Origin of the sequence: Mycobacterium sp. E735 (assembly GCF_001666955.1) — a bacterium.
GTDB lineage: Bacteria > Actinomycetota > Actinomycetes > Mycobacteriales > Mycobacteriaceae > Mycobacterium.
This window is the reverse complement of record NZ_LZIX01000190.1, coordinates 35,202-62,002: the sequence shown is the minus strand read 5'-3', so window position 1 is coordinate 62,002 and position 26,801 is coordinate 35,202. Positions and strand designations below refer to the sequence as shown.

At 68.5% G+C, this 26,801-nt stretch carries 22 protein-coding genes; 13 read left to right on the top strand and 9 right to left on the bottom strand.

Annotation, left to right across the window (positions count from 1 at the left end):
- Positions 1–1,320: FAD-dependent monooxygenase (locus A5704_RS15115; RefSeq protein ID WP_304442287.1), on the bottom strand; the 1,320-nt coding region annotated here is incomplete at its 3' end.
- Positions 1,321–1,433: 113 nt separating this feature from the next.
- On the bottom strand, positions 1,434–5,342 hold the full coding sequence (gene hrpA / locus A5704_RS15110; RefSeq protein WP_067889693.1) for an ATP-dependent RNA helicase HrpA: 3,909 nt from the start codon (positions 5,340–5,342) through the stop codon (positions 1,434–1,436).
- Positions 5,343–5,397: 55 nt separating this feature from the next.
- On the opposite strand from hrpA, the gene A5704_RS15105 reads away from it, so the two are divergent.
- The 7 genes from A5704_RS15105 to A5704_RS15075 all read left to right on the top strand — a co-directional run bounded on the left by A5704_RS15105 (position 5,398) and on the right by A5704_RS15075 (position 11,384).
- Complete coding sequence (locus tag A5704_RS15105; RefSeq protein ID WP_067750666.1) at positions 5,398–6,171, top strand: enoyl-CoA hydratase/isomerase family protein; 774 nt, start codon at positions 5,398–5,400, stop codon at positions 6,169–6,171.
- 149 nt (positions 6,172–6,320) lie between these two features.
- Positions 6,321–6,683 carry a DUF3253 domain-containing protein gene (locus tag A5704_RS15100; protein ID WP_082950321.1) on the top strand — a complete coding sequence of 121 codons (363 nt, stop codon included), beginning with the start codon at positions 6,321–6,323 and terminating at the stop codon, positions 6,681–6,683.
- Between the two features lie 81 nt (positions 6,684–6,764).
- Complete coding sequence (locus tag A5704_RS15095; RefSeq protein ID WP_067750662.1) at positions 6,765–7,430, top strand: cutinase family protein; 666 nt, start codon at positions 6,765–6,767, stop codon at positions 7,428–7,430.
- A gap of 487 nt (positions 7,431–7,917) precedes the next feature.
- Positions 7,918–8,172, top strand: coding sequence for a hypothetical protein (locus A5704_RS15090; RefSeq protein WP_067750658.1), 255 nt, complete (start codon positions 7,918–7,920; stop codon positions 8,170–8,172).
- Positions 8,173–8,487: 315 nt separating this feature from the next.
- The gene (locus tag A5704_RS15085) at positions 8,488–8,703 is read left to right on the top strand and encodes a ferredoxin (protein ID WP_067750654.1); all 216 of its coding nucleotides are present in this window, start codon (positions 8,488–8,490) and stop codon (positions 8,701–8,703) included.
- Positions 8,700–10,103, top strand: coding sequence for an NAD(P)/FAD-dependent oxidoreductase (locus tag A5704_RS15080; protein WP_067750649.1), 1,404 nt, complete (start codon positions 8,700–8,702; stop codon positions 10,101–10,103). Before A5704_RS15085 ends, A5704_RS15080 begins: the two co-directional genes overlap by 4 nt.
- 12 nt (positions 10,104–10,115) lie before the next feature.
- Positions 10,116–11,384, top strand: a complete 1,269-nt coding sequence (locus tag A5704_RS15075) for a cytochrome P450 (RefSeq protein WP_231969125.1) — start codon at positions 10,116–10,118, stop codon at positions 11,382–11,384.
- Between the two features lie 5 nt (positions 11,385–11,389).
- Here A5704_RS15075 and A5704_RS15070 read toward each other — a convergent pair whose 3' ends face one another.
- The 3 genes from A5704_RS15070 to A5704_RS15060 form a co-directional block, all read right to left on the bottom strand.
- Positions 11,390–12,193, bottom strand: coding sequence for an MOSC domain-containing protein (locus tag A5704_RS15070; protein ID WP_156675572.1), 804 nt, complete (start codon positions 12,191–12,193; stop codon positions 11,390–11,392).
- Between the two features lie 132 nt (positions 12,194–12,325).
- Positions 12,326–12,649 carry a DUF732 domain-containing protein gene (locus A5704_RS15065; protein ID WP_067750642.1) on the bottom strand — a complete coding sequence of 108 codons (324 nt, stop codon included), beginning with the start codon at positions 12,647–12,649 and terminating at the stop codon, positions 12,326–12,328.
- Positions 12,650–13,060: 411 nt separating this feature from the next.
- Positions 13,061–14,389: a PPE domain-containing protein gene (locus A5704_RS15060; RefSeq protein WP_067889687.1), complete on the bottom strand. Its 1,329-nt coding sequence runs from the start codon at positions 14,387–14,389 to the stop codon at positions 13,061–13,063.
- A 329-nt stretch (positions 14,390–14,718) separates the two neighbouring features.
- Between A5704_RS15060 and A5704_RS15055 the strand changes: the two genes are divergently transcribed.
- Positions 14,719–15,891, top strand: a complete 1,173-nt coding sequence (locus A5704_RS15055) for a glycosyltransferase (protein ID WP_067889684.1) — start codon at positions 14,719–14,721, stop codon at positions 15,889–15,891.
- 107 nt (positions 15,892–15,998) lie between these two features.
- Positions 15,999–16,991 (top strand): bifunctional 2-polyprenyl-6-hydroxyphenol methylase/3-demethylubiquinol 3-O-methyltransferase UbiG, encoded by a 993-nt coding sequence (locus A5704_RS15050; RefSeq protein WP_067750633.1) that lies wholly within the window; start codon positions 15,999–16,001, stop codon positions 16,989–16,991.
- A gap of 9 nt (positions 16,992–17,000) precedes the next feature.
- Here A5704_RS15050 and A5704_RS15045 read toward each other — a convergent pair whose 3' ends face one another.
- Positions 17,001–18,491 carry an FAD-dependent oxidoreductase gene (locus A5704_RS15045; RefSeq protein WP_067889681.1) on the bottom strand — a complete coding sequence of 497 codons (1,491 nt, stop codon included), beginning with the start codon at positions 18,489–18,491 and terminating at the stop codon, positions 17,001–17,003.
- Positions 18,492–18,565: 74 nt separating this feature from the next.
- Positions 18,566–19,390: a hypothetical protein gene (locus A5704_RS15040; RefSeq protein ID WP_067889678.1), complete on the bottom strand. Its 825-nt coding sequence runs from the start codon at positions 19,388–19,390 to the stop codon at positions 18,566–18,568.
- 136 nt (positions 19,391–19,526) lie between these two features.
- On the opposite strand from A5704_RS15040, the gene A5704_RS15035 reads away from it, so the two are divergent.
- The 3 genes from A5704_RS15035 (at position 19,527) to katG (ending at position 23,611) form a co-directional block, all read left to right on the top strand.
- A complete protein-coding gene (locus tag A5704_RS15035) occupies positions 19,527–20,810 on the top strand; it encodes an Ig-like domain-containing protein (protein WP_067889675.1) in 1,284 nt (427 codons plus the stop codon).
- Positions 20,811–20,894: 84 nt separating this feature from the next.
- Positions 20,895–21,335, top strand: coding sequence for a Fur family transcriptional regulator (locus A5704_RS15030; protein WP_067750622.1), 441 nt, complete (start codon positions 20,895–20,897; stop codon positions 21,333–21,335).
- A 35-nt stretch (positions 21,336–21,370) separates the two neighbouring features.
- Complete coding sequence (katG, locus tag A5704_RS15025; RefSeq protein WP_067889671.1) at positions 21,371–23,611, top strand: catalase/peroxidase HPI; 2,241 nt, start codon at positions 21,371–21,373, stop codon at positions 23,609–23,611.
- 184 nt (positions 23,612–23,795) lie between these two features.
- Here the strand turns inward: katG and A5704_RS15020 are convergent, their stop codons facing one another.
- On the bottom strand, positions 23,796–24,557 hold the full coding sequence (locus A5704_RS15020) for a glycerophosphodiester phosphodiesterase family protein (protein ID WP_197508494.1): 762 nt from the start codon (positions 24,555–24,557) through the stop codon (positions 23,796–23,798).
- A gap of 40 nt (positions 24,558–24,597) precedes the next feature.
- Positions 24,598–25,329, bottom strand: a complete 732-nt coding sequence (locus A5704_RS15015; RefSeq protein WP_231969124.1) for a DUF1906 domain-containing protein — start codon at positions 25,327–25,329, stop codon at positions 24,598–24,600.
- Positions 25,330–25,586: 257 nt separating this feature from the next.
- Between A5704_RS15015 and A5704_RS15010 the strand changes: the two genes are divergently transcribed.
- Positions 25,587–26,789: a glycosyltransferase gene (locus A5704_RS15010; RefSeq protein ID WP_067889663.1), complete on the top strand. Its 1,203-nt coding sequence runs from the start codon at positions 25,587–25,589 to the stop codon at positions 26,787–26,789.
- Positions 26,790–26,801: the final 12 nt, after the last annotated feature.

Here is a 26,801-nt window from a genome sequence, read left to right as displayed (position 1 = left end):
CGATTCGATATCGGCCGGGTCCAGACGATCGACGCGGAATACGCCGGTGGTTGGGAGCTTCCGGCGCTCGGCGCGGTGTAACAGCGAGTAGACCCGCAGCGGGCCGTCGGCGCTGACGACGTCGAGATCGGGCATTCGGCGTCCGAGCAGCGGGTGTCCGTCGCCGAGGTCGTAGCGGATGTCCAGGCCCGACATCATCGCGGCGAACCGTTTGCGTGGTTCGTCCATGCCGAGGACGTCGGACATGGTGTCGCGCAAGGCCTTGGTGCGGTCGTCGGGGCGCAGGAGCGCCATCTGCGCGACCGCGTTGCGCAGCACGCGCGCGGCGACCGGGTGCCGTTCGGCGTGGTAGGTGTCGAGCAGGCTGTCGGGTGACGTGCCGTCGACCACCTGTCCCAGCTTCCAGCCCAGGTTGACCGCGTCCTGTACACCGGTGTTCAGACCCTGTCCGCCCACCGGGTGGTGCACATGCGCGGCGTCGCCGGCCAGCAGGACACGCCCCGCGCGATAGCTCGCGGCCTGTCGCGCCGTGTCGGTGAACCTGGAAAGCCAAGCGGGACTGTGGATCCCGTAGTCCGTGCCGTAGACCGCGATGAGCCCCTCACGCAGGTCGTCCAGCGTGGGTTCGCTGTTTGGTCCCAGGTGCCGCTCGGTGACCATGACACGAACCCGCCCGCCGCCCTCGGACGCGGCCAGAGAATGGACGCCGAGCGCGTCGTGGCGAATGCCCCACTCGGGCGAATCGCCGGTGCCGTAATCCATTTCGACCTCTGCGAGCAGGTAGCTGGTCGTCGGCTCCCAGCCCGGGAAATCGATACCGGCGGCTTTCCGGACGACGCTACGGCCGCCGTCGCAGCCGACGAGGTATCCGCCTCGCATGGAACGGCCATCGGACAACGTGACGTCAACACCGCTGGCGTCCTGGGCGATGCCCGTCACCTCTTGTCCCCGATGCATTCGCACCCCGAGCTCGTTTGCCCAGTCGGCGAGGATGCTTTCGATCTCGTTCTGCCACAGGGCAAGACCGTACGGATGCCGGGTGGGAAAGTCGCTGATGTCCAGCCGAATCTGGGCGAACCCGGCGACCTGGGCGACCTGGCCCCGGGCGAGAAACCGGTCGGCGATGCCGCGCTGATCGAGCACCTCGATCGTGCGCGCATGCAGACCCCCGGCGCGCGCACCGATGAGATTCCGGTCGGGGCGCCGCTCGAGGATCGCCACATCGGCCCCCGCCAACGCCAATTCACCGGCCAGCATCAGTCCCGTCGGGCCGCCTCCGGCTATCAGCACCGCATGTTCGACATTCCTGGGTGACAGCACTCCCAACCCCCTGCTGTAGAGCGAAAAATGGCTTCGGCCAGCGATTGTGCGGCATCACCCTGGCCTTGCCGCAAGCCCCCCAGTGCGCTATAGGTTGAGAGTGGGAAGGTAATTCACGGACTGTCGCGCAGCGCCTCGATGGCGCGGTAGATCCGCTGCTCGCTCACCGGCCGTGGCGTGCCCAGCTGCTGCGCCCACAGGCTGACCCGCAATTCCTCGATCTGCCGCGCAACGTCGCGGACGTCCTCCGCCGCCCGCCGCACGGGTGACAGCGTGTGCGCCAGTTCTTCGTAGGCGTGCTGCACGGCGTGCACCCGCCGCATCCGATCCCGGTCCGCCTCGACCGCGGACGGCAGCCGCTCGAGGCGCCGGCGGATTGCCGTCAGGTAGCGGACTAGGTCGGACAGGTGGGCGCGACCCGTGGCCGTGACGAACGCCGGCGGCAACAGCCGGCCCAGCTGAGCCTGGACGTCGGCGATCGCGTCGGCCTGCGCGGGCGCGGGCGCACCGGGCAGGAGCAGCCGCACGTCCTGCGCGGCCGCCAGCACCTGCTGCACGCGGGCCACGATGTCGGCGGTCGCCGGCGCCAGCGCCCCGGCCGCGCCATCGCGCAGCGCGGCGAACTCGTCCCTGTTCCACACCGGACCGGCCAGCAGCGCGTCCGTCGCCGCGTCGGCGCAGTCCTCGAGGAGCGCGGCCAGGGAGCCATCCGGGTTCGCGCCGAGCACGAGCCGTGTGCGCGGATCCAATTGCCGCTCAATGGTTTTGACCGGGGACGGCACGCTCAGCCGCACCAAGCGGCGCATGCCCGGCCCCATCGCACCGTCTCGCTCCAACGGGTTCGCGAACACCCGCAGGTCGACGGCGCCGCCGGCGTCGACGAAACCGGGAAACCCGCGGACGGTACGTCCGTCGACCGTTCGCTCGATGACGGGTGGCACCGCGTCGAGGTCGTCGGGCCAGCCGCGCAGGCCGGTCCGTTCCAGCTCGGCGGCGACCGCCAGGGCGACGGCCCGGCGGGCGGGCGCGGCCAGCCGTTGTTGCAACGCGACCAGGTCCTTGCCGCGGGCGACCTCGGTGCCGTCACCGGACTCGACCGCGAAGGTCACCCGCAGGTGCGCCGGAAGCTTGTCCGGATCGAAGGCGTCGACCGGGACCGAAACCCCGGTGCGTCGGCGTAGTTCGCGCCGCAACGCCTCCAGCAGCGGCTCCCCCGCCGGGTCGATCCCAGCCAGCACGGCACGCGCGGTGTCGGGGGCGGGAACGAAGTTGCGGCGCAGGTCCTTTGGCAGTGATCGGATGAGCGCGGTCACCAGCTCCTCGCGCAGCGCCGGCACCTGCCAGGCGAACTCGTCACCGCCCAACCGCGCGAGCACGTCGATCGGCACGTGCACCGTGACGCCGTCGTCGGCGGCGCCCGGCTCGAACCGGTAGGTCAGCGGCAGCGCGACATCACCCGAACGCCAGACGGTCGGCCGCTCGGCGTCGGCCGTGTCGCCGGTGCGCAACAGGTCGTCACGAGTGAACGTGAGCAGCTGTGGTGTCTTGTGGCGCTGCTTGCGCCACCACGCGTCGAAGTGGCGCGCCGACACGACATCCGCGGGCACGCGCGCGTCATAGAACCTGTAGACCTCATCGTCACCGACAAGTAGGTCGCGGCGGCGGGCCCGCTCCTCGAGCTCCTCGAGCTCGGCGCGCAGCCGCGCGTTGTCGCGGAGGAAGCGGTGGCGGCTCTGCCAGTCCCCCTCCACCAGCGCATGCCGGATGAACAGCTCCCGCGCCACCGCCGGCTCCACGTGGGCATACCCGACGCGACGGCGCGCGACCAGTGGCAGGCCGTAGAGCGTCACCCGCTCGTAGGCCATCACCTCGCCGCGCTTGGCGTCCCAATGCGGCTCGCTGTGGGTGCGTTGCACCAGATCGCCCGCGACCCGCTCGACCACCTCGGGCTGGATCCGCGCGGCGGTGCGCCCGTAGAGGCGGCTGGTTTCGACCAGTTCCGCCACGACCACCCAGCGCGGCGGCCGTTTGGTGAGCGCCGAGCCCGGCGCGAGCAGGAAGCGCGAGTTCCGCGCGCCCAGATACTCGCGCCCGTCCTCTCGGCGCATCCCTATATGCGACAGCAAGCCGGCCAGCAGCGCCGCGTGCACCCGCGCCGGTTCGGCCGGCTCCGCGGATGCGGCGTCTTCGACGACGCCCAGGTCGCGGGCGATGCTGCGCAGTTGCCCGACCAGGTCCTGCCACTCGCGGATGCGCAGGTAGTGCAGGAACTCGTCTCGGCACATCCGGCGAAAGCCGTTGCCGGTCAGCGCTTTTCGTTTCTCTTGTAGGTATCGCCAGAGGTTGAGGTAGGACAGGAAGTCGGAACCGTCGTCGGTGAAGCGGGCGTGCTTCTGGCGCGCCGCCTCCTCGCGGTCGGTGGGACGTTCCCGCGGGTCGGGAATGGTCAGCGCGGCGGCCAACACCAGCACCTCACGCACGCAACCCTCGGCCTGGGCCTGCAAGATCATCCGGCCCAGCCGGGGGTCCACGGGCAGCCGCGCCAGTCGGCGCCCGAGGTCGGTGATGGCGCCGTGGGCGTCGAACGCCCCCAACTCCTGCAGCAGTTGCACCCCGTCGCGGATGCTGCGCCGGTCCGGCGGGTCGAGGAACGGAAAGTTCTCCACCTCGCCGAGCCGCAGCGCCGCCATCTGCAACAGCACCGCGGCGAGGTTGGTCCGCAGGATCTCGGGCTCGGTGTACCGCGGACGGGCCGCGAAGTCCTCCTCGGAATACAGGCGGATGCACACCCCGGCAGCGACGCGGCCGCAGCGGCCGGCCCGTTGCGCGGCGGACGCCTGCGAGATGGGTTCGATCGGCAGCCGCTGCACCTTCAGGCGGCGGCTGTACCGCGAGATGCGGGCGTTGCCGGGGTCGACGACGTAGCGGATGCCGGGCACGGTCAGCGACGTCTCGGCCACGTTGGTCGCCAGCACGACCCGGCGCCCGGTGTGGGGCGCGAACACCTTCTGCTGCTCGGCGGTGGGCAGCCGGGCGTACAGGGGAAGCACCTCGGTATTTCTCAGTCCGCCCAAAGCCTCTGCCGTATCACGGATTTCGCGTTCACCCGAGAGGAACACCAGGACGTCGCCGGCGGGCTCGGCCTCCAGTTCCCCGACCGCGTCGACGATCGCCTCGACCTCGTCTCGGGTCTCGGTGCGCACGACCTCGTGATCGGGGTCGTCCGGGTCGTCGGCTGTACCGCTCGACACCGGAACCTCCAACGGCCGGTAGCGAATCTCCACCGGGTACGTCCGTCCGGAAACCTCCACGATCGGCGCGCCGCCGAAGTGGTCCGCGAACCGCTGCGGCTCGATGGTCGCCGAGGTGACGATGACCTTCAGGTCGGGACGGCGCGGCAGCAGCTCGTGCAGGTAACCCAGGAGGAAGTCGATGTTCAGGCTGCGCTCGTGGGCCTCGTCGAGGATCAGCGTGTCGTAGCGCAGCAGCCGGCGGTCGCGCTGAATCTCGGCGAGCAGGATGCCGTCGGTCATCAGCTTGACCAGGGTGTGGTCGCTGACCTGGTCGGTGAACCGGACGGTGTAGCCGACCGTCTCGCCCAGCGGGCTGCCCAGTTCGTCGGCGATGCGCTGCGCGACGGTGCGCGCGGCCAGCCGCCGGGGCTGGGTATGCCCGATGGTTCCCCGGATTCCCCGGCCGGCCTCAAGGCAGATCTTGGGCAGTTGGGTGGTCTTGCCCGAGCCGGTCTCGCCGGCGACGACCACGACCTGGTTGGCGCGCAGCGCGTCGGCGATCTCCTGCCGCCGCTCGCTGACCGGGAGGTCGGGGAAGGCGATCGCCGGCACCGCGGCCCGCCGGGTGGCGACGAGTGCCTCGGCGTTCGCGATCTGCTCGGCGAATTGCCGCCGTACGTCGGGTTGCGCGCCCCGCAGGTTCCTCAGGCGCCTACCCAGGCGTGCGGCGTCGCGGGTGGTCAGACCGTCGAGGCGGGCGCGCAGTTCCGCGACGGACAATTCGGCCACTTTGGCCAGGATAGGCGCGGGCCGCATCGACCGTCGGCCGCCCTAGGGTGAACCCATGAGCCTCGTCACCTATGAGCTGGCCGACCACATCGCCACCATCACCCTCAACCGGCCCGAGGCTCGCAACGCCATCAACGGCGCCCTCCGCCGGGACTTGAATGCGGCGTGGGAGCGGTTCCGCGACGATCTGGACGCCTGGGTCGCGATCCTGACGGCCAACGGCGACGTGTACTGCGCGGGCGGCGACCTCAAGGACGGCGAGGGATCGGTCGGTACCTTCGGCGGCACCTTCTGGGAGAAGCCGACCATCAACTCCTTCGAATCCGGGATGGAGCTGTTCAAGCCGACCATCGCGGCGGTACACGGGCCGTGCATCGGCTACGGCGTGACCGGGGTGCTGTTCTGCGACTTCGTCATCGCCAGCACCGAAGCCAGCTTCTCCTTTCCCGAGGTGTCGATCGGGGTGCCGACCATAGTCGGGGCCATCCGGCTGCCCCAGCGGATCGGCTGGGCCAATGCCATGGAACTCCTGCTGACCGGTAAGCCGATGAGCGCGGCGCGGGCCAAGGAGGTCGGTCTGGTCTGGAAGCTGGTGGATCCCGACGAGCTGCAGGCCGAGGCCCGGGCGTGGGCGCGGACGCTCACCGAGGCCGCTCCCCTGGCGCAACGCGCCACCAAAGAGGTGGCGTGGCGCACGGCGAACATGGGCTGGATCGAGGCGGTCCGCTTCGGCGAGACCATGCGCAAGGTGGCCGGGGCGACCGAGGACGTCGCCGAGGGGCTGCGGGCGTGGGCCGAGAAGCGCAAGCCCCAGTGGCGCGGCCGCTAGCCGGCACAACGCGGAGCGCAACCGGCAGGACGGCAGTTCGGCCGCGAGCAGATCGGTCAGGTCCTGCACCCAGCGGCTGCACCGGCGCGCACGGACCGAGGTTTGAGGACGTGGTGGCGGACACCGCCGCGTTGCCCTTCACTGGTTGGGTGGGTGAGCGATTGCGCGCCGAACTCGGCCGGGTCCTTGCTGGTCGTGGTCCCGGCGCCGACCACGCCGAGATCGCTCTCGGAGCCGGGCCGATCGGGCGGCGGCTGGAATCGTCGATCCGCGCGTTGACCGAGCATCGAGGCCCGCGGAGCAGCATCTGCCCTTCGGACGCCGCCCGGGCCGTGGGCGGCGAGAACTGGCGCGACTTGATGGCCGCCGCCCGCGACGCCGCGCGGAAGCTGGCCAGATCGGGCGACGTGCAGATCACGCAGCGCGGCAACGTCGTCGATCCCGACGACGACTGGAGCGGCCCCATCCGCATCCGGCTGCCGCAGGCCGACAACCCTTGTGCTGCAAGATGATTCGGCGCGCCGAGGTGGTGGGGGCGCGGTAGCGCCAACCGCCGGGACCGCCGGGACCGGCGGTGTGACAGGATTTCCGCCATGAGTGCACGCAGATTTGGTCGTATTGTCGGTGTCTCGGTGGCGACGACCTGGGCAGCGCTGAGCGTCCCGGTCGCCCTCCCCACCGCCGCCGCCGATGCCTGCTCCGACGTCTCGGTGGTCTTCGCCCGGGGCACGCATCAGGAGCCCGGGCTGGGCAACATCGGCCAGGCTTTCGTGGATTCGCTCACCTCGCAGCTCGGCGGGAAGTCCGTCGACGTCTACGCGGTCAACTACCCGGCCAACGACGACTACCACAACAGCGCGAACGCCGGCTCCAACGACGCGAGCACCCACATCCAGGACACCGTCGCCAGCTGCCCGAACTCGAGGATCGTGCTCGGCGGGTACTCCCAAGGCTCAACGGTGATCGATCTGGCCACCAACGCGATGCCGCCGTCGGTCGCCGATCACGTCGCCGCCGTCGCGCTGTTCGGGGAGCCCAGCAGCGGGTTCTCGTCCATGCTGTGGGGCGGCCAGCCGCTTCCGACGATCAATCCGGCGTACGGATCCAAGACCCTCAGCTTGTGTGCCCCCGACGACCCGATCTGTTCCGGCGGCGGCAACATCATGGCGCACGTCTCCTACATCGACGCCGGGATGACCAACCAGGCCGCCACGTTCGCCGCCAACAAGATCAACCAGGGGCCGCCGGCGCGCGCCTGAACACGCCAGCCTTTCGCGCGCTCCCCTCGGCGCCGTTGCTTCTCGGCGCCCGCCGGCTGCGCGACGCGCTCCGCCTCGGTGCGCGTGTCGGCCCGGGCCGACTGCGTTGCCGCACGGTTGCGTTGCTCGGCGGTCTCGCAGGCCTCTTGATCCCCCGCCGGGCGGCCGCCTGCGCTTTCTTGGCGGTCCTCGACCGCCTCGTCGCGGACGCCCTTCAGCCTGGCGTCGGCCTGTTCCTTCCTGGTCGCGTCTTCGCGTCCAGGTGCGCGGCGCGGCCCAGCGCGCCGCTGCGTTCGGCGGGCGCCGTCCCGCGCTCCACCAGGCCACCGATATCGCCGATCAAACCCGGCTGTGACCTGGGTCACCACCTGTTGGTTCGCCCGGATCGGCGCTCTCGGCGAGTGAATTGCCCAGCAGCTCAACGGAAGTCGCGCGCCGGACGGTATCGCGCTGCGCAGCGCGTTTCCGATCGGTTACCGTCGAAGGCATGTCCAAAGTCTCCGGTAACGACCCCATCGACGACGTCACCCCAGGCGACATCATCGCCGTCGACCGCGGCTCTGGTGAACAGCCTTACAAGGTGGTGTTCAAGGACGCCACCGAGGGCGGCTACCTCCTCACGTTCGAGGCCGGCGACGGGGAAACCTTCCAGCTCCACCTGGCCGCCGGTACGACGGTGACCCGATCGCTCGAGTCGAAATGGGAATCGGCGCAGAGTCCCACCCCGCGCACCGACGCGTAGACGGCGGCCCCTGGCGCCGCAATTCCTCGCACACCCAACGCGATCGCGGCGGGATGTGCCGCCCATCGGCGGAGTAAACGCGGCCTCCCGTTTTGGGCCCGTCCTGGGCGGGAATGCAACGCCCCAACGGAGGGAGCGGCGTGAGCTATCTGGGTTTCGCCAAGGAACAGCGCTGCGCAATCTGGGTGCCTGACTGACGCGCGCCGGACCCGGTCGCACTGGGCGCGAATCTTTCGTGAACCCTGTGGCGGGCGCCCGCCGCGAAGTAGTCTGCCCTCAAAGAATGCTGGTAGCCGACGGGCGGAAGGTCGGGGCATGCGGCTGGTCGTCGATCTCAACAAGTGCCAGGGCTACGCGCAGTGCGTCCCGCTGGCGCCCGACGTACTGCAGCTCGTCGGTGAAGAAGCGCTCGCCTACGACCCGAATCCCGACGATTCCGCGCGGCAGCGGGTATTGCGTGCGGCGGCTTCCTGCCCGGTGCAGGCGATCATCCTCGAAGTGGATCCGCCGTCGGACCGGGACACCGTATGAGCACGGGTTCGTTGGTCAGCCAGCTGGTCGACACGTTCAGAGCCGAGGGCCGGATCGTCATCGTGGGAGCCTCCCTGGCCGGCTTGCGCGCCGCGGAAGCGCTGCGCGAGACGGGGTTTCGGGGCCAGTTGACCATCATCGGCGACGAGCCCCACGAACCCTACGACCGACCGCCGTTGTCCAAGCAGGTTCTGAAGGGCTGGGTGCCCGCCGACCACACCAAGCTTCCCCGCCTGCGTCCCGTCGACGCGCAGTGGCGGCTCGGCGTGGCGGCGGTGGGGCTGGACCGGTCCAATCGCCAGGTGTTGCTGGCCAACGGCGAGAAGGTCGACTACGACCGGCTGCTGATCGCCACCGGCACCAGGGCGCGGCCCTGGTTCAACCCCGAAGAGGCAGCTCTGGAGGGGCTGTTCACCGTGCGCACCTGCGACGACGCGGCGAAGCTGGCAGCGGCCCTGAAGGCGCGGCCGCGCCGGGTGCTCATCGTCGGCTCGGGTTTCGTGGGATCGGAGATCGCCTCGGTGTGCCGCGATCTCGATCTACCGGTGAGCGTCGCCGAGCGCGGCAAGGCACCCCTGACGGGCGCCCTGGGCGGCGTGATCGGCGACATCGCCGCGCAGATGCAGATCGAGGCGGGCGTCGACCTGCGCACCGGTGTCGCGGTCGACGGCCTCGACGGTGACGCCGACGGCCACGTCCGCGCCGCCCGCCTGTCCGACGGCACGGTGCTCGAGGTCGACGTCGTCGTGGCCTCACTGGGCTCGATCCGCAACGTTGAATGGCTCGAGGGGGCGCAGCTCGCGAGCGGATTTTGGGGGGTGGCCTGCGACGCCGGCTGCCGCGCGTTCGACATCAACGGCGTGGTGACCGACAACATCTTCGTCGCCGGCGACGTGGCGCGCGCCCCGCACGTGCTCTACGAGTACCAGTTCATGTCGCAAGAGCATTGGGACAACGCCGTTTTCGGTGCCGCGGTGGCGGCCAACAACATGATCAGCGTCGAGACGGGACGTCGGCCGCACCTGCCACTGCCCTCGTTCTGGTCCGGGCAGTTCGGCGTCAACATCAAGAGCGTCGGCGTGTGCTCGTTCGGCGACGAGATCGTCTTCACCCAGGGCTCGGTCGAGCAACGCCGCTTCGCGGCCGCCTACGGTCACCGGGGCCGCGTCGTCGGCGCGGTGACGTTCAACCACGGCAAGTGGCTGCCCTACTACGCCTCCCTCATCGAGCGATCCGCCCCGTTTCCGCCGCCGCCACCGGGCTACGACCGTCCCGCCATCTTCGAGCCGATGCCGGCCCGATTCCCCGACCCGCGCGAACGGACGGACATCCCCGACGTGGTGCTCACCGGGCACGACCCGACCTCGCGGGGCGCCGAATTCCGGCCCCGGATCCGCTGACGGGAGACGACATTGGACGCCGCGACCGCCTGGGCCGAAGCGATGAAGTTCGAGAACCGGCCGAACCCCTACCCGTATTTCGAAGAGCTGCGCAAGGCGCCGGTAGCCAAGGTCGCCGACAAGACCTACGTGGTCACCGGCTATCCCGAGTTGCTCATCCTGGCCCACGACCCGCGAATCAGCTCCGACATTCGCCGCAGCCCAGCGGATTTCGGCGTCGAGAAGCCCGACCCCGAGCCCGGCAGCGGACACATGCAGGCCTACGGCCGCGAGCCGAGCATCATCGTCTCCGACCCGCCCGATCACGACCGGGCCCGGCGCCAGGTCATGCGCCACTTCGGCCCCCCGCATTCCCCCGACGTCATTCCCGACATGGAACCGCTTGTCGTGCGGCTGGCGAACGACCTCCTCGACAAAACCAAGGCGCGCGGCGCCACCCGCGTGGACGTGGTGGAGGAATTCGCCTACCCGATCCCCGTCGCCGTCATCTGCAAGATCCTTGGCGTACCCGTCGAAGACGAGCCGATGTTTCACTCCTGGATCTTCGACTTCATGATGGGCCTCGACCTGGGTCCGGAGGGCGCCACCGAGGAAGGGCGCGCGCTCGCCGAGCGGGGCCGCGCGGGCACCGCCGCCTTGCTGGCGTATCTGGGCGACCTGGTGCGCAGGTATGCGACGAACCCGGGCGACGGCTTGCTGTCCAGTTTGCTGCACGATGACGGCCCGGACGGCCCGATGTCGTTGCAGGAGGCGACATCCAACGCGATGCTGCTGCTCGTGGCCGGTCACGACTCGACGGTCAACACCATCAGCAACTGCGTGATGACGCTGCTGCGCAATCCCGGCTCGTGGGAACTGGTTCGGCGGCGCCCCGAGCTCATTCCCCGCGTCATCGAAGAGGTGCAACGGCTGCAGTCGGCGGTGCAGTTCTTTCCCAGCCGCAGTGCGACCGCCGACATCGAGGTCGGCGGAACCGTGATCCCCGCGGGCTCGGCGGTGTATCTGATTTACGCCGCCGCCAACCGGGACCCGCGTCGGTTCGACAGCCCGGATCGCTTCGATCCGCTGCGGCCCGACAACGAGCATTTCGGTTGGGGCAGCGGCATTCACACCTGCATGGGCGGTCCGCTGGCGCGGCTGGAGGTCAACCTGGCGCTGGAGGTCTTCGTGCGTCGCGTCGACTCTCCGAAGCTGGTGGTCGACCCGCCGCAATACCGGCACAATCAGGTGTTCCGCGGGCCACGCCATCTCTGGGTGGACTTCGCGGCGATCGGTGATTGAACGGCCTACCGGCCGATCGTGACGGGGTCACCGACGTGGATGACGCCACCGGTCACCACCGCCAGATATGCACCCGCGCACGGCTGAGCGCCGTGACCGCCCGTATCCCAACGGTTTTCGGCGGCGGGTGTGCGGAGCGCCTGCGCGGCGCGCGGCAGTGGGCCGTGCTCGAGCGTCGGTACGACGCAGCGCGACGTTGCCGTCAGGACACGCAGCCTCGCCTCGCCGACCGCGATCTCACCGCCGACCCAGTCGTTCTCCACATAGGGAGGGCAACCCGGCGGCGTCGCGACCACCAGGTTCGGGCGATACCGCAGGGCCTCGACGCCGATGTGTTCGAGCGTGGCGGTCGTGATCGCGTGCAGCGGGGCTTCGTCGGTGAACGAGTCGCCCGGCGTCGCCTGCGCGATCTCCAAGATGCGGCCGCCGACTTCGGCGTCCAGGCCCAGTTCGAGCAGCTGCTCGGGGTCCGGGCGCACCAACGTCGCGCCGTCGGGGCGCTGGGTGACCAGCCGGACCGATCGCCCCAACAGCTGCGAGAGCCGATCATCGATGCCAGGGTCGTCGGCCGCCACCCTCGTCCCGTCGGGCAGCTCGATGTGCACCCCGCCGTCGTGGCGGCTGGCCGTGCACTTCAACAGCCCGCGCCAGAGCCGGGCGTTCTTGGCGCTGGCCACGTGACCGGTAGTGGTGTCGAGGAGGGCAAGCCGGCGGTCCCCCTCGGCGCCGTGTTCGTCGACGAACATGCTCGGCACGGTCTCGCCGAGCATCGACTTCACCGGGTAGCGAAGCAGGCTCTCAACCCGCATCTCGCCCGCGGCTTGACCTGAAAAGGCCGTCGGCTGCTCCACTGGCTGTCCCCACCTAGCGACCCTGCCCGCATTGTCTGGATCAGACTATGCGGGCAGGGCGCGGAACTCAGGTGGTGGGTCTGAGAACGATCAGCCCGGGCAGTACGTCGACTCCGCCGCGCTGACCCAGCCGGTCATGTCGGCGAACGAGAAGCCCTTCGCGCTCATGCCGGAATGCAGGTCGGCGGCGATCGCATCCGGCGTCTTGCCGGCCATCCGGTCGGCGCACACCGCGTGTCCCAGCGCGATCATGTCCGAGTCACTCGACGAGGGCCACGTGAACCCGAGGTTGTGCAATTTCGTCAAGTAGGCGTCGTCGGTGCTGTCGGCCGAGGCAATTGCGGTGCTCGCGGTCAGGGCAGCGCCAATCATCACGGGAATCGTCAGTTTGGCCAGCAAACGCGGTGCAAGCATTTCACGACCTTCTTTTCTTGTCGGTGTTGAGGGTGGGGCCAGTATATGAGTGGGCGGCGTGAACAGATATTAAAACTAAGAAAATTGCGGTGCCCGCACTACAGGTTGCCGGACCACTATTCCGTGGTCGTATTGCCAACTCGATGGCGCTGTCCTGCAGCTGAACCGGCTTGGCGAGATCCAAAGTGAAAGGCACCTAGAGAGCGAAAGGCTGGCATTTCGGGTCGCCGATATAGCCAGATGATGCCGTGTTGGTGACGCGAGCGTTAGCGGCACGATAATTTCGAACTTCCTACCGACACCGACCCTAAAATGACGCACCAGCATACAAATATCATACGAAACAATTGACCGCGACATCTGTCGATATCGGACGCGTTTGTCGCCGCGGAAAACGGGTGCACGACACCGTCAGTGTGGGAGCAGCCGCTGCTTCTGTTCGAGGAACTCGTCCTCCGTGATGATCCCCGCGTCCCGCAGGGAGGCCAGCTCGCGCAACTCGGCGGCGATGCTGGTGATCGGGCCACCGGCCGGGACTTGCGGCGCCGCGGGGGCACCCTCGGTCGCCTTCTGCGTGGAGGCCCTGATTCGCTCCGCGCGACCTGCGCCGCCCGTGCCGGCTATGGCACGCCCGGCCATGCTCGCCGCGGCCATCTCGCCGAACAAGCTCCCGGTGCCTGCGGACGAGGCTGGAGCGGCGGCGCCCACGGTGGTGGCGGGCAGGGCCAGAGCGGCCGGGCGCACCGCGGGGGCGGCGGCCGCCCAGGCCGGCGGCACCGACATTGCGCCGACCGTATTGGCCTCGCCCAGGGAAGCCGTCGCCGCCGAGCCCCCCGCCAGGTTGGTGATGACCGGGAAAGGCGTCGGGGGCACCGGCGCCGAGCCGGGCCAGGACTGGACCCCCGCCCAGCCGCTGACGATGTCGTCGGTGTGGAAACCGGTCAACGCCCCGGAGACGTCGTAGGGAAGCGCCACGATGGCGGCGGCGAGCCCCGCCGTGCCGACTTCTGGGTCGACGAACACCGCGCTCAGGTCGGCTGCCAGCCCCAGCAGGTCCCGCCCGCCGAAGCCGAAATCGAGGGGGCTCGCGAGGTTGAGCAGCGCATTGGGCGCCGCAGAGAAGGCTTGTGCCGACGACAGGGCGTTTTGCACCTTGCCGGCCGACGTGCCTGCGGCCTGGGTCAGGGCGGCGGCCTGCCGCACCGATCCGCCCGAATCGGTGCTCGGTTCCGGCGGGGCGAACGGCGTCAGCCTCGCCGCCGCCGCCGACGCCGCCGCGTAGGCGTACATGGCCCCGGCGTCTTGGGCCCACATCTCCGAATATTGCGCCTCCGTGGTCGCGATCGCCGGCGTGTTCTGCCCGAAGACGTTCGTCGCGATCAGGGACATCAGCAGGCTGCGGTTGGCCGCGATCACCGGCGGCGGCACCGTTTCGGCGAACGCCGCCTCGTACGCCGCCGCGGCGGCTTTGGCCTGGTTGGCGGTCTGTTCGGCCTGCGCCGCGGCGCTGCGCGTCCAGGTCACGTACGGGGCGGCCGCGGCCGCCATCGCCTCCGCCGCAGGCCCGAGCCACGGCCCGCCGGTCAGCGCCGTGACCTCCGCCTGGTAGGAGGTAGCCGCGGAATGCAGGGCGACGGCCAGCGCGTCCCAGGCCATCGCGGCGGTGAGCAGCGGCGCGGCACCGGGGCCGGTATACATCCGCGCGGAGTTGATCTCCGGAGGCAGTGCTGCGAAGTCCATGTCGTCGTCTCCTCCGGACGGGTTAACAGGTAGCCACGGCGTTAACGGCTCGTTGCGGGCGGTAGGGGGATTGCCCAACGGGCAGCAAACAAATCTTGTTTCCTCTAGTAGTACAGGTCCGGCACCGGTGGATAACCGGGTGCTGCCCCCTTACCCCACATCGTCCTCCCTGAGAACACCGATAAATTACCCTCGCAGCGCAGTGGAGCCTGTCAACGCCACGGAGTGGCCTCGGGCTTTGCTCGTGCGGGCTCAGCCAATCGGAGCGGACCGGCGCGACATGGCGGGTCTGCTTGGATCGATATCGGATACCGCGAGTGAGGGCGTTCATGAAATTTGTGCTGGCAGGCTACGGAAGCCGGGGCGACGTCGAGCCTTGCGTCGCTGTCGGCCGCGAGCTGCTCCGGCGGGGCCACGACGTGCACCTGGCCGTCCCGCCCGACCGGCGCCGATTCGTTGAATCCGCCGGACTTGTTGCCGTCGCCTACGGCCCGGACACGGGAGAGCAGATACACGAGGCCACGGAGTTCGCTCGCCGTGTCCAGGACCCGATGAGTGCGCTGCCGCAACTCGCGGAGCGAGTCACTCAGATGTGGGTCGAGAAAAGCGGGGTGCTGGCGGCGCTCGCAGAGGGTGCCGACCTGTTGGGGGCCGGCATGAACGAGCAACGGCTGGCCGTCAACGTCGCGGAGTCCCACGGCATGCCGTTTGCCGCGCTGCACTTCTTTCCCGCCCGGGCGCTGGAGCTCGGCGTGGCCCAGGCGCATGTCACGAGCGTGGCCGAAGGTGCGCAGCGCTTGGCGCTCGGCCTGCCGCAAGGCGGTCCGTCGCCGATGGGGCCCGTGCTGGAAATCCAGGCCTACGAAGAGTTCTGCTTGCCCGAGCGGGCGGCCGAGTGGGCGGGATCCGAGTACCGACGGCCGTTCGTCGGTTCGCTGACGCTGGAGATGCCGACCGATGCCGACGACGAAGTGCTGTCGTGGATCGCCGACGGACCGCCGCCCATTTACTTCGGCTTCGGCAGCACTCCGATCACGTCGCCCCCTGAGACGATCGCGGTGATCAGCGCGGCATGCGAGCAGTTGGGCGAACGAGCCTTGATTTGCAGCGGCCCAAACGATTTCACTCGCCTGACCCTGTCGGGACATACCAAGATCGTGGACGCGGTCAATCACCAGGCCGTCCTTCCCGCCTGCCGCGCGATCGTGCACCACGGAGGCGCGGGCACCACCGCCGCGGGCATGCGCGCCGGAGTCCCCATGCTGGTGCTCTGGCTCTGGCTTGACCAGCCGATCTGGGCAGCTGCGGTCAGCAAGCTGGGAGTCGGCATCGCCAGGTCCTTCTCGGAATCGACCTACGATTCGCTCGTCGCGGATCTGCGAGCCCTGCTCGCCGGGGATTACCTCGCTGCGGCCCGAGAGGTCGCCGCCCGGATGACCAAACCCGCCGAAAGCGTCGCGAAGGCCGCCGATCTCCTCGAAGAAGCCGCCCGCTCGGGGTGATCGGCGGGTGGATCCAATCGGTGGTGCAAAGCCGCCGGGTCGTGTAGAAGGTTCTGGTGCAGGTTCCGCCTTCTGAGCCTCTCGAGCCGTCGATCCTCTACGAGTCGATGATCAGGCGGTGGTATCGACGGACGTCGGCCGAGGGGCACATCAGAGTGCCGGCCGTCCCGAGCCTGATCGACGAGTACGTGCAATTGTGCGCCAACGTTTGCGCCACCCTGGGCGTCTGGCACACGCCAGAACAGTCCGCGCAGCTGCGGATCTCGCTGGAGGCCGAGCTGGCGAAGGGCTTCAAGGCATCCCCCCGCTCGGACGTCGTCATCTCGTTCAGCGCCCCCTTCGGGACGAGCGTCAACATCCGCGTCAAAGCCGAATGGCGGACGCTCGACGCCGCCTACGACGAATGGGTGGACGTGCGCCCGGGGCCACTGTTCGGCACCGAGCCCGACGCGCGGGTACTCGCTCTGGCCGCCGAAGCGGCTGATCCGACGACCTACCGCGTGCTGGACGTCGGGGCGGGGACCGGCCGCAACGCCCTCGCGCTGGCCCGTCGCGGCCACCCCGTGGATGCGGTCGAGATGGCCGCGAAGCTGGCCGACATCATGCGCGCGGAGGCGCAGAGCGAATCGCTGGCCGTGCGGGTGATTCAGAGCGATGTCTTCACGGCGATGGAAAGCGTCCACGACGAATACCAGTTGATGGTGCTCGCCGAGGTGGTGCCCGACTTCCGCACGACCCAGGAGCTGCGGGGCATGTTCGAACTGGCCGCCGAATGCCTGGCTCCCTCGGGACGATTGCTGTTCAGCACGTTCCTGCCCCGCGACGGCTATGTGCCCGACGATTCCACGCTGCAGTTCGGCCAGCAGTGCAACACCATGATCTACACGCGTGACCAGATGGCGACTGCGGTGGCGGGCCTGCCCCTCGAGCTGATCGCCGACGACTCCGCGTACGAATACGAGAAGGCCCACCTGCCCGCAGGCGCCTGGCCGCCCACCGCGTGGTTCGAGGGGTGGGCCAATGGCCTTGACGTGTTCGACGTCGAGCGCGAGCACTCGCCGATCGAGTTGCGTTGGCTCATCTACCGCAAGACGGACTGAGCGCCCGTTCTAGGCGGACAAGTCGCGGGTTGCCGGCCCCTCCAGCAGGGTGCCATCCGGGGCGAAGCGCGAGCCGTGCAACGGACATTCCCAGGCCTTGTCGGCGTCGTTCCAGTTCACGATCCCGCCGAGGTGCGGGCAGACCGGGGAAACGACATGTTCGGTGCCGTCTACCCGGCAGCGCGCCTCCAGATGCCACGGGGGCCCACTCACCACGCCGCCTTCGTCCGCGCCGGGGCTGCGGCGGCCGGTGCGCAGCAGCGGGGTGATCCAGCCCTTGGCCAGATCGAAGCCCACCTCGAGGTTGGCCTGCATGGCGGTCGGCAGCCCGGTCAGCTCATGGGGGCTCCAGCTGGCGAACGCCTTGGCCCAGTCCATTCGCCCGCCCAGGATGCGGCCGGACAGCGCCAGCGCCGCGGCGGCGCCGTTCGTCATCCCCCACTTGTTGAATCCCGTTGCCACAAAGATGGTTTCGGTCTTGGGCAGGATGGGTCCGACGTAAGGCAGTTGGTCGATGGGCGTGTAATCCTGCGCCGACCAGAAATGCGTCTGCTCGGCACCCGGATAGTGTTTGCGGGCCCACGACGCCAGTTCCCCGAGCGCCTGCGACGGGCTCTTCTTGCGGCCCACGGTGTGGCCGGCCCCGCCCACGATCAGCCGCTCCCCGTCCGCGACGGGTGCGTAACGCACCGATCGGGTCGGCGAGTCGGTGGAGATCATCATCGGCCGGGTGATGTTGCCGGGGACCTTGAACGCCATGCAGTAGGACCGGCTCGGCTTCACGCGCGCGAAGTATCCCCCGCGGTCCAGGATCGGGATGCCGGTGGCGAGCACCAGCTGCTGGGCCTCGAGTTCCACGTCTCGCTCGGCGGCGTCGTTGACGTGTACGCGCACGCGGTCGCCGCGGCTGGACACCCGCCGGACCCGGGTGTGCTCGACGAGGCGGCCGCCGCGGCCGAGCAGTTCCGCCGCCAGCGCGTCAAGGAATGGCATGGGATCGAACTGCGCCTGGTCGGGCAGCCGCACCCCGCCGTGGTAAGGGAACGGCACGTCAGGGTCGTCGTCCCAAACCACGGGCAGCCCAACCGCCTGGCAGGCCTGGAGCTCCAGTCGCGCCGACGGCACGCCCTTGGCGGACTGGGCGTAGGTGTAGGCGTCCTCGCGCTGCACCGCGATGCCATGCGACTCGCAGTAATCGATGACCCAGTCCTGGCCTTCGCGATTTCCGTCCACGTAGGCGCGGGCCAGGTCCCTGCCATGTCTGGGCAGGATCTTCGACAGGTGGGTGGCCTGCAGCAGGCTGATCTTCGCCGTGGTGTTCCCGGTGGCGCAGGCCCCGACGGTGCGAGCCTCGAGCACCAGCACGTCCTTGCCGGCGCGGGCCAACAGCACCGCGGTCATCAGCCCGGTGATGCCTGCACCCACGACGATGACATCCGCGGAGCGGGGGCCTTGGTCAAGCTGGCCTGCGGCCCAAGGCTGTTCGCCTCGGTTGGTCATCCATAACGACGTCACGGGTGGGCTAATACCCCTGCCGAACCCGGGGAAACACCGCCGCGGCCCGGCGGGCGGCGTCACGCCCGCCTCAGCTGCGCTTTCGCCTCCCTGACCGATTCTTCCGCGGCGCGGCCGGCCCGCTTGGCCCGGTCGAAGGCCGCTTCGGCGCGTTCGAGTTCGCGCTCGGCGGTCCGCAACGCGGCGAACGCCTCGTCGCGACGCCGCCGGGCCTCATCGCGCTCGGCGCGGCGGTCGGACTGTGCGGCGTCGGCGTCGGCCGCCTTGCGCTCGGCGGCCGTAACGGCCGCCGTCAGTTTTTCGAGACGCCGCTGCGCGGCGACGTCTCGCGCTGACCGCTTGCCGGATTGTGGCGGGGATTTCGCCGGCCGCTTCCCGGCCTTCGCGGTGCGGGCGGAGGTCGTCGATACCGTGCTCGCTGCGCCGAGTTCGCCGAAACCCGACCACTGCTCGGGTCGCGCCAGCCGGCCGAGCCGCTGCCTGACCTCCGGTTCGGCGATGGCGGCTTGCAGCGTGCTGGCGATGTCGTCGCGGACGGCCGAGGACGGCTGTTTGACGCCGGCCGCGTCGAGTGCGGCCCGCATGAGCTCGCCGATGAGCCGGTGCTGCTGGGCCGACAAGTCCCGGATGCGTGCCCCGTCCATGGCGGCGTGCGCGGCGCGCAACTCGTCACCCAGCGCTGCCAGCCGCCGCCCGGCGTCGCGGTGCCGCAGCGCGAGCCGATTGACGATCCACGCCGCCGTGGTTGGCTTGTTGCAAGCGGAAATTCGCTTGGCCGCCGTGTCGTCCCCGCGGCGTTTGGCCGCGGCGGTCAATCTGGTGCGCTCCGCGGTGAACTCCTTTGGCGTTGCCCAATAAAGGCTGTCCAGTTCGTCGTCGGCCATGACGCCATGATCCACGCGTCGGGGCTCGGTCGGTTTAAAAACCGCACCTCCGTGGCACCTGAAGGACAACATCGTCGCGCCGGGAGGCGAGCGACTTCGGCCCGGCACCAACAGAAGGCAAGGATCCCTCAGCTCGATGACGCCCAAGACCGGTGATCGGCCCGCTCCCCGGATCCCCCGGGATCGCCGGTTATTGGTCGCCGTTTCGGCGGCCGTCGTACTGGTGGGCGCCGTCGTGATCGCGGTGTCCCTCGGTTGCTTCGGCGGCGGTGGGTGCGGTCACCGCAGTGCCTCGTCCAAGGCCTCGGGGCCGGCTCAGGTGACGATCACGCCGGCCCCCGACGCGCACGACGTCGATCCGGTCGCGCCCGTGATGGTCAAGGCCGACACCGGAACGCTGACCGACGTCCGAATGGTCAACGAAAGCGGCAAATCGGTGCAGGGCGTGACGACACCCGACAACACCGTGTGGAAGCCGACGGTCCCCCTGGGCTACGGCCGCACCTATACGCTGACGGTTACCAGCCGCGGTCCCAACGGCGTTGCGTCCACCCAAGTTTCGTCATTTTCGACGCTGAAACCGTCCAACCAGACCAAGGTGTCGTTCACCACCACGTCGGAGGCCGCCCTCAAAGATGGCGGCACGTATGGGGTCGGGACGGTGATCGTCGCGCACTTCGACGAACAGATCGCCGACCGCGCCGCCGCCGAGCGCCAGCTGGCGGTGACCACCAACCCGAAGGTGGAGGGTTCGTGGTACTGGGTCGACGACCAGAACGCCCATTGGCGCCCGGAGCACTACTACGCCCCGGGCACGACCGTCACGGCCGAAGCCAAGATCTATGGAATCTCTTTGGGCAATGGCCTATTCGGGCAGGACGACACCAAAGTGTCGTTCCGGATCGGCGACGCCCACGTATCGATCGCCGACGACGCGACTCATCAGGTCAGCGTCTTCAACAACGGAGCCCTGGTCCGCACGATGCCCACCTCGATGGGGATGGGCGGCACCGAAAACGTCGGCGGCAAGAGCATCTCGCTGTGGACTCCCCCGGGCGTCTACACGGTGCTCGACAAGGGCAACCCCGTCGTCATGGACTCCTCCACGTTCGGGCTGCCGAAGAACTCCCGCCTGGGCTACCGCGAGACCATCAACTGGGCCACCAAGATCAGCACCGACGGCATTTACCTGCACGAGCTGGACGCCACGGTGTGGGCACAGGGCCATCAGGACACCTCGCACGGCTGCCTGAACCTCAACGCCGACAACGCGAAATGGTTCTACGACTTCTCCGTGCCCGGCGACGTGGTCGAGGTCCGCAACAGCGGCGGCCCGCCGCTGACGCTGGCGCAGAACGGTGACTGGACACTCAGCTGGGACGACTGGCGCAAAGGCAGCGCCCTGAAGCCCCAGACGTGACGCGGTTCATTCGTCACCGCCGGTTGTGCCCCACTTCACAGTAAAGTCTTGACTCGATCCAAATAAGTGCGTCATATTGGTGCGGTGTCATCGACGGCCGATTACGCGGAACGACTGCGCATGGCCGATCTCCGGGTGACCCGACCCAGGGTCGCGGTGTTGGAGGCCGTCGACGCCCACCCGCATTCCGACACCGAGACGATCTTCTCGGCCGTCCGCGTGGGCCTCCCCGACGTGTCCCGCCAGGCGGTTTACGACGTCCTCAACGCGCTGAGCTCGGTCGGTTTGGTGCGTAGGATCCAGCCCTCCGGGTCGGTCGCCCGCTATGAGTCGCGGGTCGGCGACAACCACCACCACGTGGTGTGCCGGTCCTGCGGCGTGATCGCCGACATCGATTGCGCCGTCGGCGAGGCGCCGTGCCTCACCCCGTCCGACGACAACGACGTTCTGGATGGCTTCGTCCTGGACGAGGCCGAGGTCATCTACTGGGGCGTCTGCCCCGATTGTTCGACTGCAGGTTCCTAGATCGCAGCCCCATCACCCCCTAAGAAAGGAATGCTGTGTCCTCCGATATCTCCCAAGGCCGGCCGCCCCATGAGGACAGCAACACGGCTAGTGCCAGCGAGAGCGAAAACCCCGCTATCCCGTCCCCCAAGCCGAAATCGAATGCGCCGCTGACGAACCGGGACTGGTGGCCCGACCAGGTCGACCCGTCCATGCTGCAGCCGCACAACCCCCGGTCCAATCCGCTCGGGGAAGACTTCGACTACGCCGCGGAGTTCGCCAAGCTCGACGTCGACGCGCTCAAGGCGGACGTCATCTCGGTGATGACCACCTCACAGGACTGGTGGCCCGCCGACTACGGCCACTACGGCGGCCTGTTCATCCGGATGAGCTGGCACGCCGCGGGCACCTACCGCATTTTCGACGGCCGCGGCGGCGGCGGACAGGGCATGCAGCGGTTCGCCCCGCTCAACAGCTGGCCGGACAACGTCAGCCTGGACAAGGCCCGCCGGCTGCTGTGGCCGGTCAAAAAGAAGTACGGCAACAAGATCTCCTGGGCCGACCTGATCATCTTCGCCGGTAACTGCGCCCTGGAATCGATGGGCTTCAAGACTTTCGGCTTCGCCTTCGGCCGCGAGGACGTCTTCGAGCCCGAGGAAATCCTGTGGGGTGAGGAGGACACCTGGCTGGGCACCGACAAGCGGTACTCGGGCAAACGTGACCTCGCCCAGCCTTACGGTGCGACCACGATGGGTCTGATCTACGTCAATCCCGAAGGCCCGGAAGGCAAGCCGGATCCCATCGCCGCGGCCATCGACATTCGCGAGACGTTCGGCCGCATGGCGATGAACGACGAAGAGACCGCCGCCCTCATCGTCGGCGGGCACAGCTTCGGCAAGACCCACGGCGCCGGTAGCGGCGATCTGGTCGGGCCCGAGCCGGAGGCGGCCCCGATCGAGCAGCAGGGCCTGGGCTGGAAGAGCTCGTACGGCACCGGCGTGGGCAAGGACGCGATCACCAGCGGCCTGGAGGTGGTCTGGACGCCCACCCCGACCAAGTGGGACAACACCTTCCTGGAGACCCTGTACGGCTACGAGTGGGAGCTGACCAAGAGCCCCGGCGATGCTTGGCAGTTCGTCGCCAAGGACGGCGCCGGTGCGGGCACCATCCCCGACCCCTTCGGTGGGCCGGGCCGAGCGCCGACGATGCTGGTCACCGACATCTCGATGAGGGAGTCCCCGATCTACCGGGACATCACCCGCCGTTGGCTCGACCACCCCGAAGAGCTGACGGAGGCGTTCGCCAAGGCCTGGTACAAGCTGCTGCACCGCGACATGGGACCGATCAGCCGCTACCTCGGGCCGTGGATTCCCGAACCGCAGCTGTGGCAGGACCCGGTTCCCGCCGTCGACCACGAGTTGGTCGACGACAGTGACGTCGCCGCGCTGAAGAGCAAGGTCCTCGAGTCGGGCCTCTCGGTTCCCCAGCTGGTCAAGACGGCCTGGTCGGCGGCCGGCAGCTATCGCAACACCGACAAGCGCGGCGGCGCCAACGGCGCGCGCCTGCGCCTGGAGCCGCAGCGGAACTGGGAGTGCAACGAGCCGTCGGAACTCGACAAGGTGCTGCCCGTGCTGGAGAAGATCCAACAGGACTTCAACGGCTCGTCGTCCGGCGGCAAGAAGATCTCGTTGGCCGACCTGATCGTGCTGGCGGGATCCGCGGCGGTCGAGAAGGCGGCCAAGGACGCCGGCTACGAGATCGCCGTGCACTTCGCGCCGGGACGCACCGACGCCTCGCAGGAGAACACCGATGTGGAGTCGTTCGCGGTGCTCGAACCGCGGGCCGACGGTTTCCGCAACTACATCCGGCCCGGCGAGAAGGCACCGCTGGAACACCTGCTGATCGAGCGGGCATACCTGTTGGGAGTGACCGCCCCGGAGATGACGGTGCTCATCGGCGGGTTGCGTGCCCTCGGCGCCAACCACGGCGGCACCAAGCACGGGGTGTTCACCGACCGGACCGGCGCGTTGACCAACGACTTCTTCGTCAACCTGCTCGACATGGGTACGGAGTGGAAGCCGTCGGAGACCACCGAGAACGTGTACGAGGGCCGCGACCGGTCCTCGGGCGCGGTCAAGTGGACGGCGACCGCGAATGACCTTGTGTTCGGGTCGAATTCGGTGTTGCGCGGGTTGGCCGAGGTCTACGCCCAGGATGACAACCAGGGGAAGTTCGTGGAGGACTTCGTCGCGGCGTGGGTCAAGGTCATGAACAACGACCGGTTCGATCTGAAGTAAGACCGCCATAGCAAGCGGCGCCCCGCGGGCCATCGGCTCGCGGGGCGCCGTGCGTCAGGTGAGTGATCGGTCGACTCGCGACACATAAACGGCGCACACGACACGCCGCGAACACTCGCCGTGGTTTATGTCTCGTGGTCCTCGGGCGCCGGCCGACCGGCTGAATCAGCGGGTGCTGGTGCGGTCACCATTCGCCGCGGGCCACGAGCACCTCGCGGAGCACATCCGCCCGATCCGTGATGATGCCGTCGACGCCGCTATCAAAAAGTGCGTGCATGGTGTCCGGGTCGTCGACCGTCCAGGCGTGCACCTGGCGTCCGGACTCGTGCAGGGCGCGGACGAGTCCGCGCGTGATGATCGGTATCCGACCCAGCCGTGGCGGCAGCTGCAGGCAGTCACTGTCCCGCAACAGCTGCCAGGCATAGGCCCGGCTTGCAGGCGTTTGGGCCGCCGGCAACGCCAGGAACGCGCCGATACCCGCCGAACTGGCCACCCGCCTGGAGAGCAGCCTCAGCGCCCGACGCCGACGGCGTTCGGAAAACGAGGTGATCAACACCCGGTCGTGCGCCTTCATTCGCTCGATCACCTCGACGGTGGGAACGACGGCGGACGCGGACTTGATGTCGATGTTGACCCGTATGTCCGGCAGCGTGGCGAGGAGCTCCTCGAGGGTCGGGATCGATTCTCCCGCGCCCAGATGCAGGTGGCGGACGTCGCGCCAATCCGAGCGGTCGATGGCGCCGGTTGCGCCCGCGTCCGACCTGAAGGCGCGGTCGTGCAGGATCACGGCGACGCCGTCGCGTGTCGCCCGAACGTCGGTCTCGATGTATCGAAACCCAAGCTTGGCCGCCTCGCAGAACGCCCCCATGCTGTTCATCGGCCACTTGAACGACGTAAACCCCCTGTGCGCCATGGCGATTCGCCCGGCAGTACGCAGAAACTGCACGGTGGGCACGCCGCGATCAGCCATCAGCCGCCTGCACGGCTCACCGATCCAGGCCCCATTGGCCGTAGTCGGCCGCCAACACCTCGTCGATGTCGACGTTGATCCCGCCAAGGAGCGGGCTTGGGTTGCTTGGGCTGTTGACCACGGACTGGTAAAGCACCGCGGCGGGTTCGCGCGCGCCGTGCGACCACGACTTCGTCTGCCAAGCCCACCGGTGCCCGGGTGTGGTCGAGTTCCCGACGACGCCGTCCCGGATCGCCCAGCCGCACGCGTTGGCATGCCCGTAGATGCCGGTGCCGCCCACGCCCAGCGCGGAGTTGATGCCCCGAAACCATTGCACCGCAACGCTGTTCCAGGTGTTCTCGTCGATGTCGTCGTCGACGCTGAAGAATATCGGCGCCGAGCCCGGGCCCCCCGCCGCGGCGTGCAACCGTTGCGCCGTCCGGGCATCGGCCACCCCGCCGTCGTAGCCGCGGGTGTAATCCGACGGGTCCGGCCACCCGGGTTTGCCGTACTGGAAATTGCTGACGATCTGCAGACCCGCCGCGCGCAGCGCGTCCGCGTAGTCGCGGGTGATCGGCTTCGCCTCGAAATTCGCGCCCGGCCGCGACTCGGAAACGTAATTCACCACCCCGGCATAGCCCGCCGATTTGATCTCGTCCGGCGAAATCCTGCGCTCGGCGAAATCGATCAGCCGGATGTCGGCGGCGAATGCCGTCGGCGTGGCGGAGATGGCGGCCGACGTCGCGAAGCCGACGAAAGCCGGTGCCACGGCAAGTTTCAGAACGTCGCGTCGCGACACCGATCGCCGCCCGCGGCATTCGCCTGATGCAGCAGAACCCTGCACCGCGCGATGGTAACAAACAGCTCAGAACCGTTGCTGGGTCTCGATGAACTCGCGGTTTTTCCCGCGGGGAGGTTCTGTACGTCATCCGCCTTTCTGTGTGAAACTTTGGCCGTGGCAGCCTACGAGCCTGCCCTGGACTGGTCTCTGGCATTCTGGGGTCATCCACGGCGTGGGATCTTCCGGTGATATTCGCGCTGGCAGGCTATGGAGGCCGAGGCGACATCGAACCCTGCGCCGCCGTCGGTCGTGAGCTGTTGCGCAGAGGTCACGAGGTGCGCATGGTTGTGCCCTCCAACATGCTCGGGTTCGTCGAGTCCGCGGGGCTTGCTGCGGTGGCCTATGGGCAGGGGACGCAGGAGCGGATAAGCGCAGCCACGGATTTCGTTTCATCCGATCGAAGCCCGGTCAGCAAGTTGCGGGGCGGTCTCGAAAGTGTCGGTCGGATCTGGGCGGAGAAAGGCGCGACGCTGATGACGCTCGCTGAAAATGCCGACCTGCTATTGGCGGGAATGAGCGAGCAGGGCCCTGCCGCCAACATCGCGGAGTACCACCGAATTCCGCTGGCTGCGCTGCACTTCTTTCCGGCAGAGGGACTGACTTCGTCATCTGGGGCGCTGTATTCGGGCTTGATGAAACAGGCGGCAGACGCCCAGCGCCGTGCACTGGGCTTGCCGGATGCGAGTGCGTCGTCGCAGCAACCGTTAGCCGATGACGGACCGCTGGAGATTCAGGCCTACGACGAGATCCTCTTTCCCGAAGCTTCCGTCAATTGGGGGGCACGCCGTGCACAACGTCCCTTCGTCGGCGCGCTGACGCTGGAGTTGCCAACAGATGCCGATGAAGAGGTCCTAGCGTGGATCGCCGAGGGAAGGCCTCCGATCTACTTCGGGTTCGGCAGCACCCCAGTCCAAAGTCCTTTTCATGCGGCTGCCATGATCAGCGCGGCCTGCGCCGAATTGGAAGAACGGGCGTTGATTTGCAGCGGGGCGAGTGACTTCAGCCCCGTGCCGGACTCTGGCCACACCATGTTAGTGGGTGCCGTGAATCACGCGACCATCCTTCCGGCTTGCCGCGCGGTCGTCCACGCTGGGGGCGCCGGCATAACGGCTGCGGGCCTGCGGGCGGGAAAGCCGACGTTAATTCTCTGGGTCTGGTCCGATCAGCCGTTGTGGGCAGGTGCAGTCAACCAATTGGAAGTTGGCAGTGGCCGGCCCTTCTTCACGACCACGCAGGAGTCGCTGGTCGCGGATCTGCGCTCCATCCTCACTCCGCACTGTGTCACTCGAGCCCTTGAAGTGGCCGCTCAGATGACCAAACCCGCAGAAAGTGTTGCCACCGCGGCCGATCTCCTAGAGAACGCGGCTCGTCGCGGGCGCTCTGACTGATCGGTGAAGGTG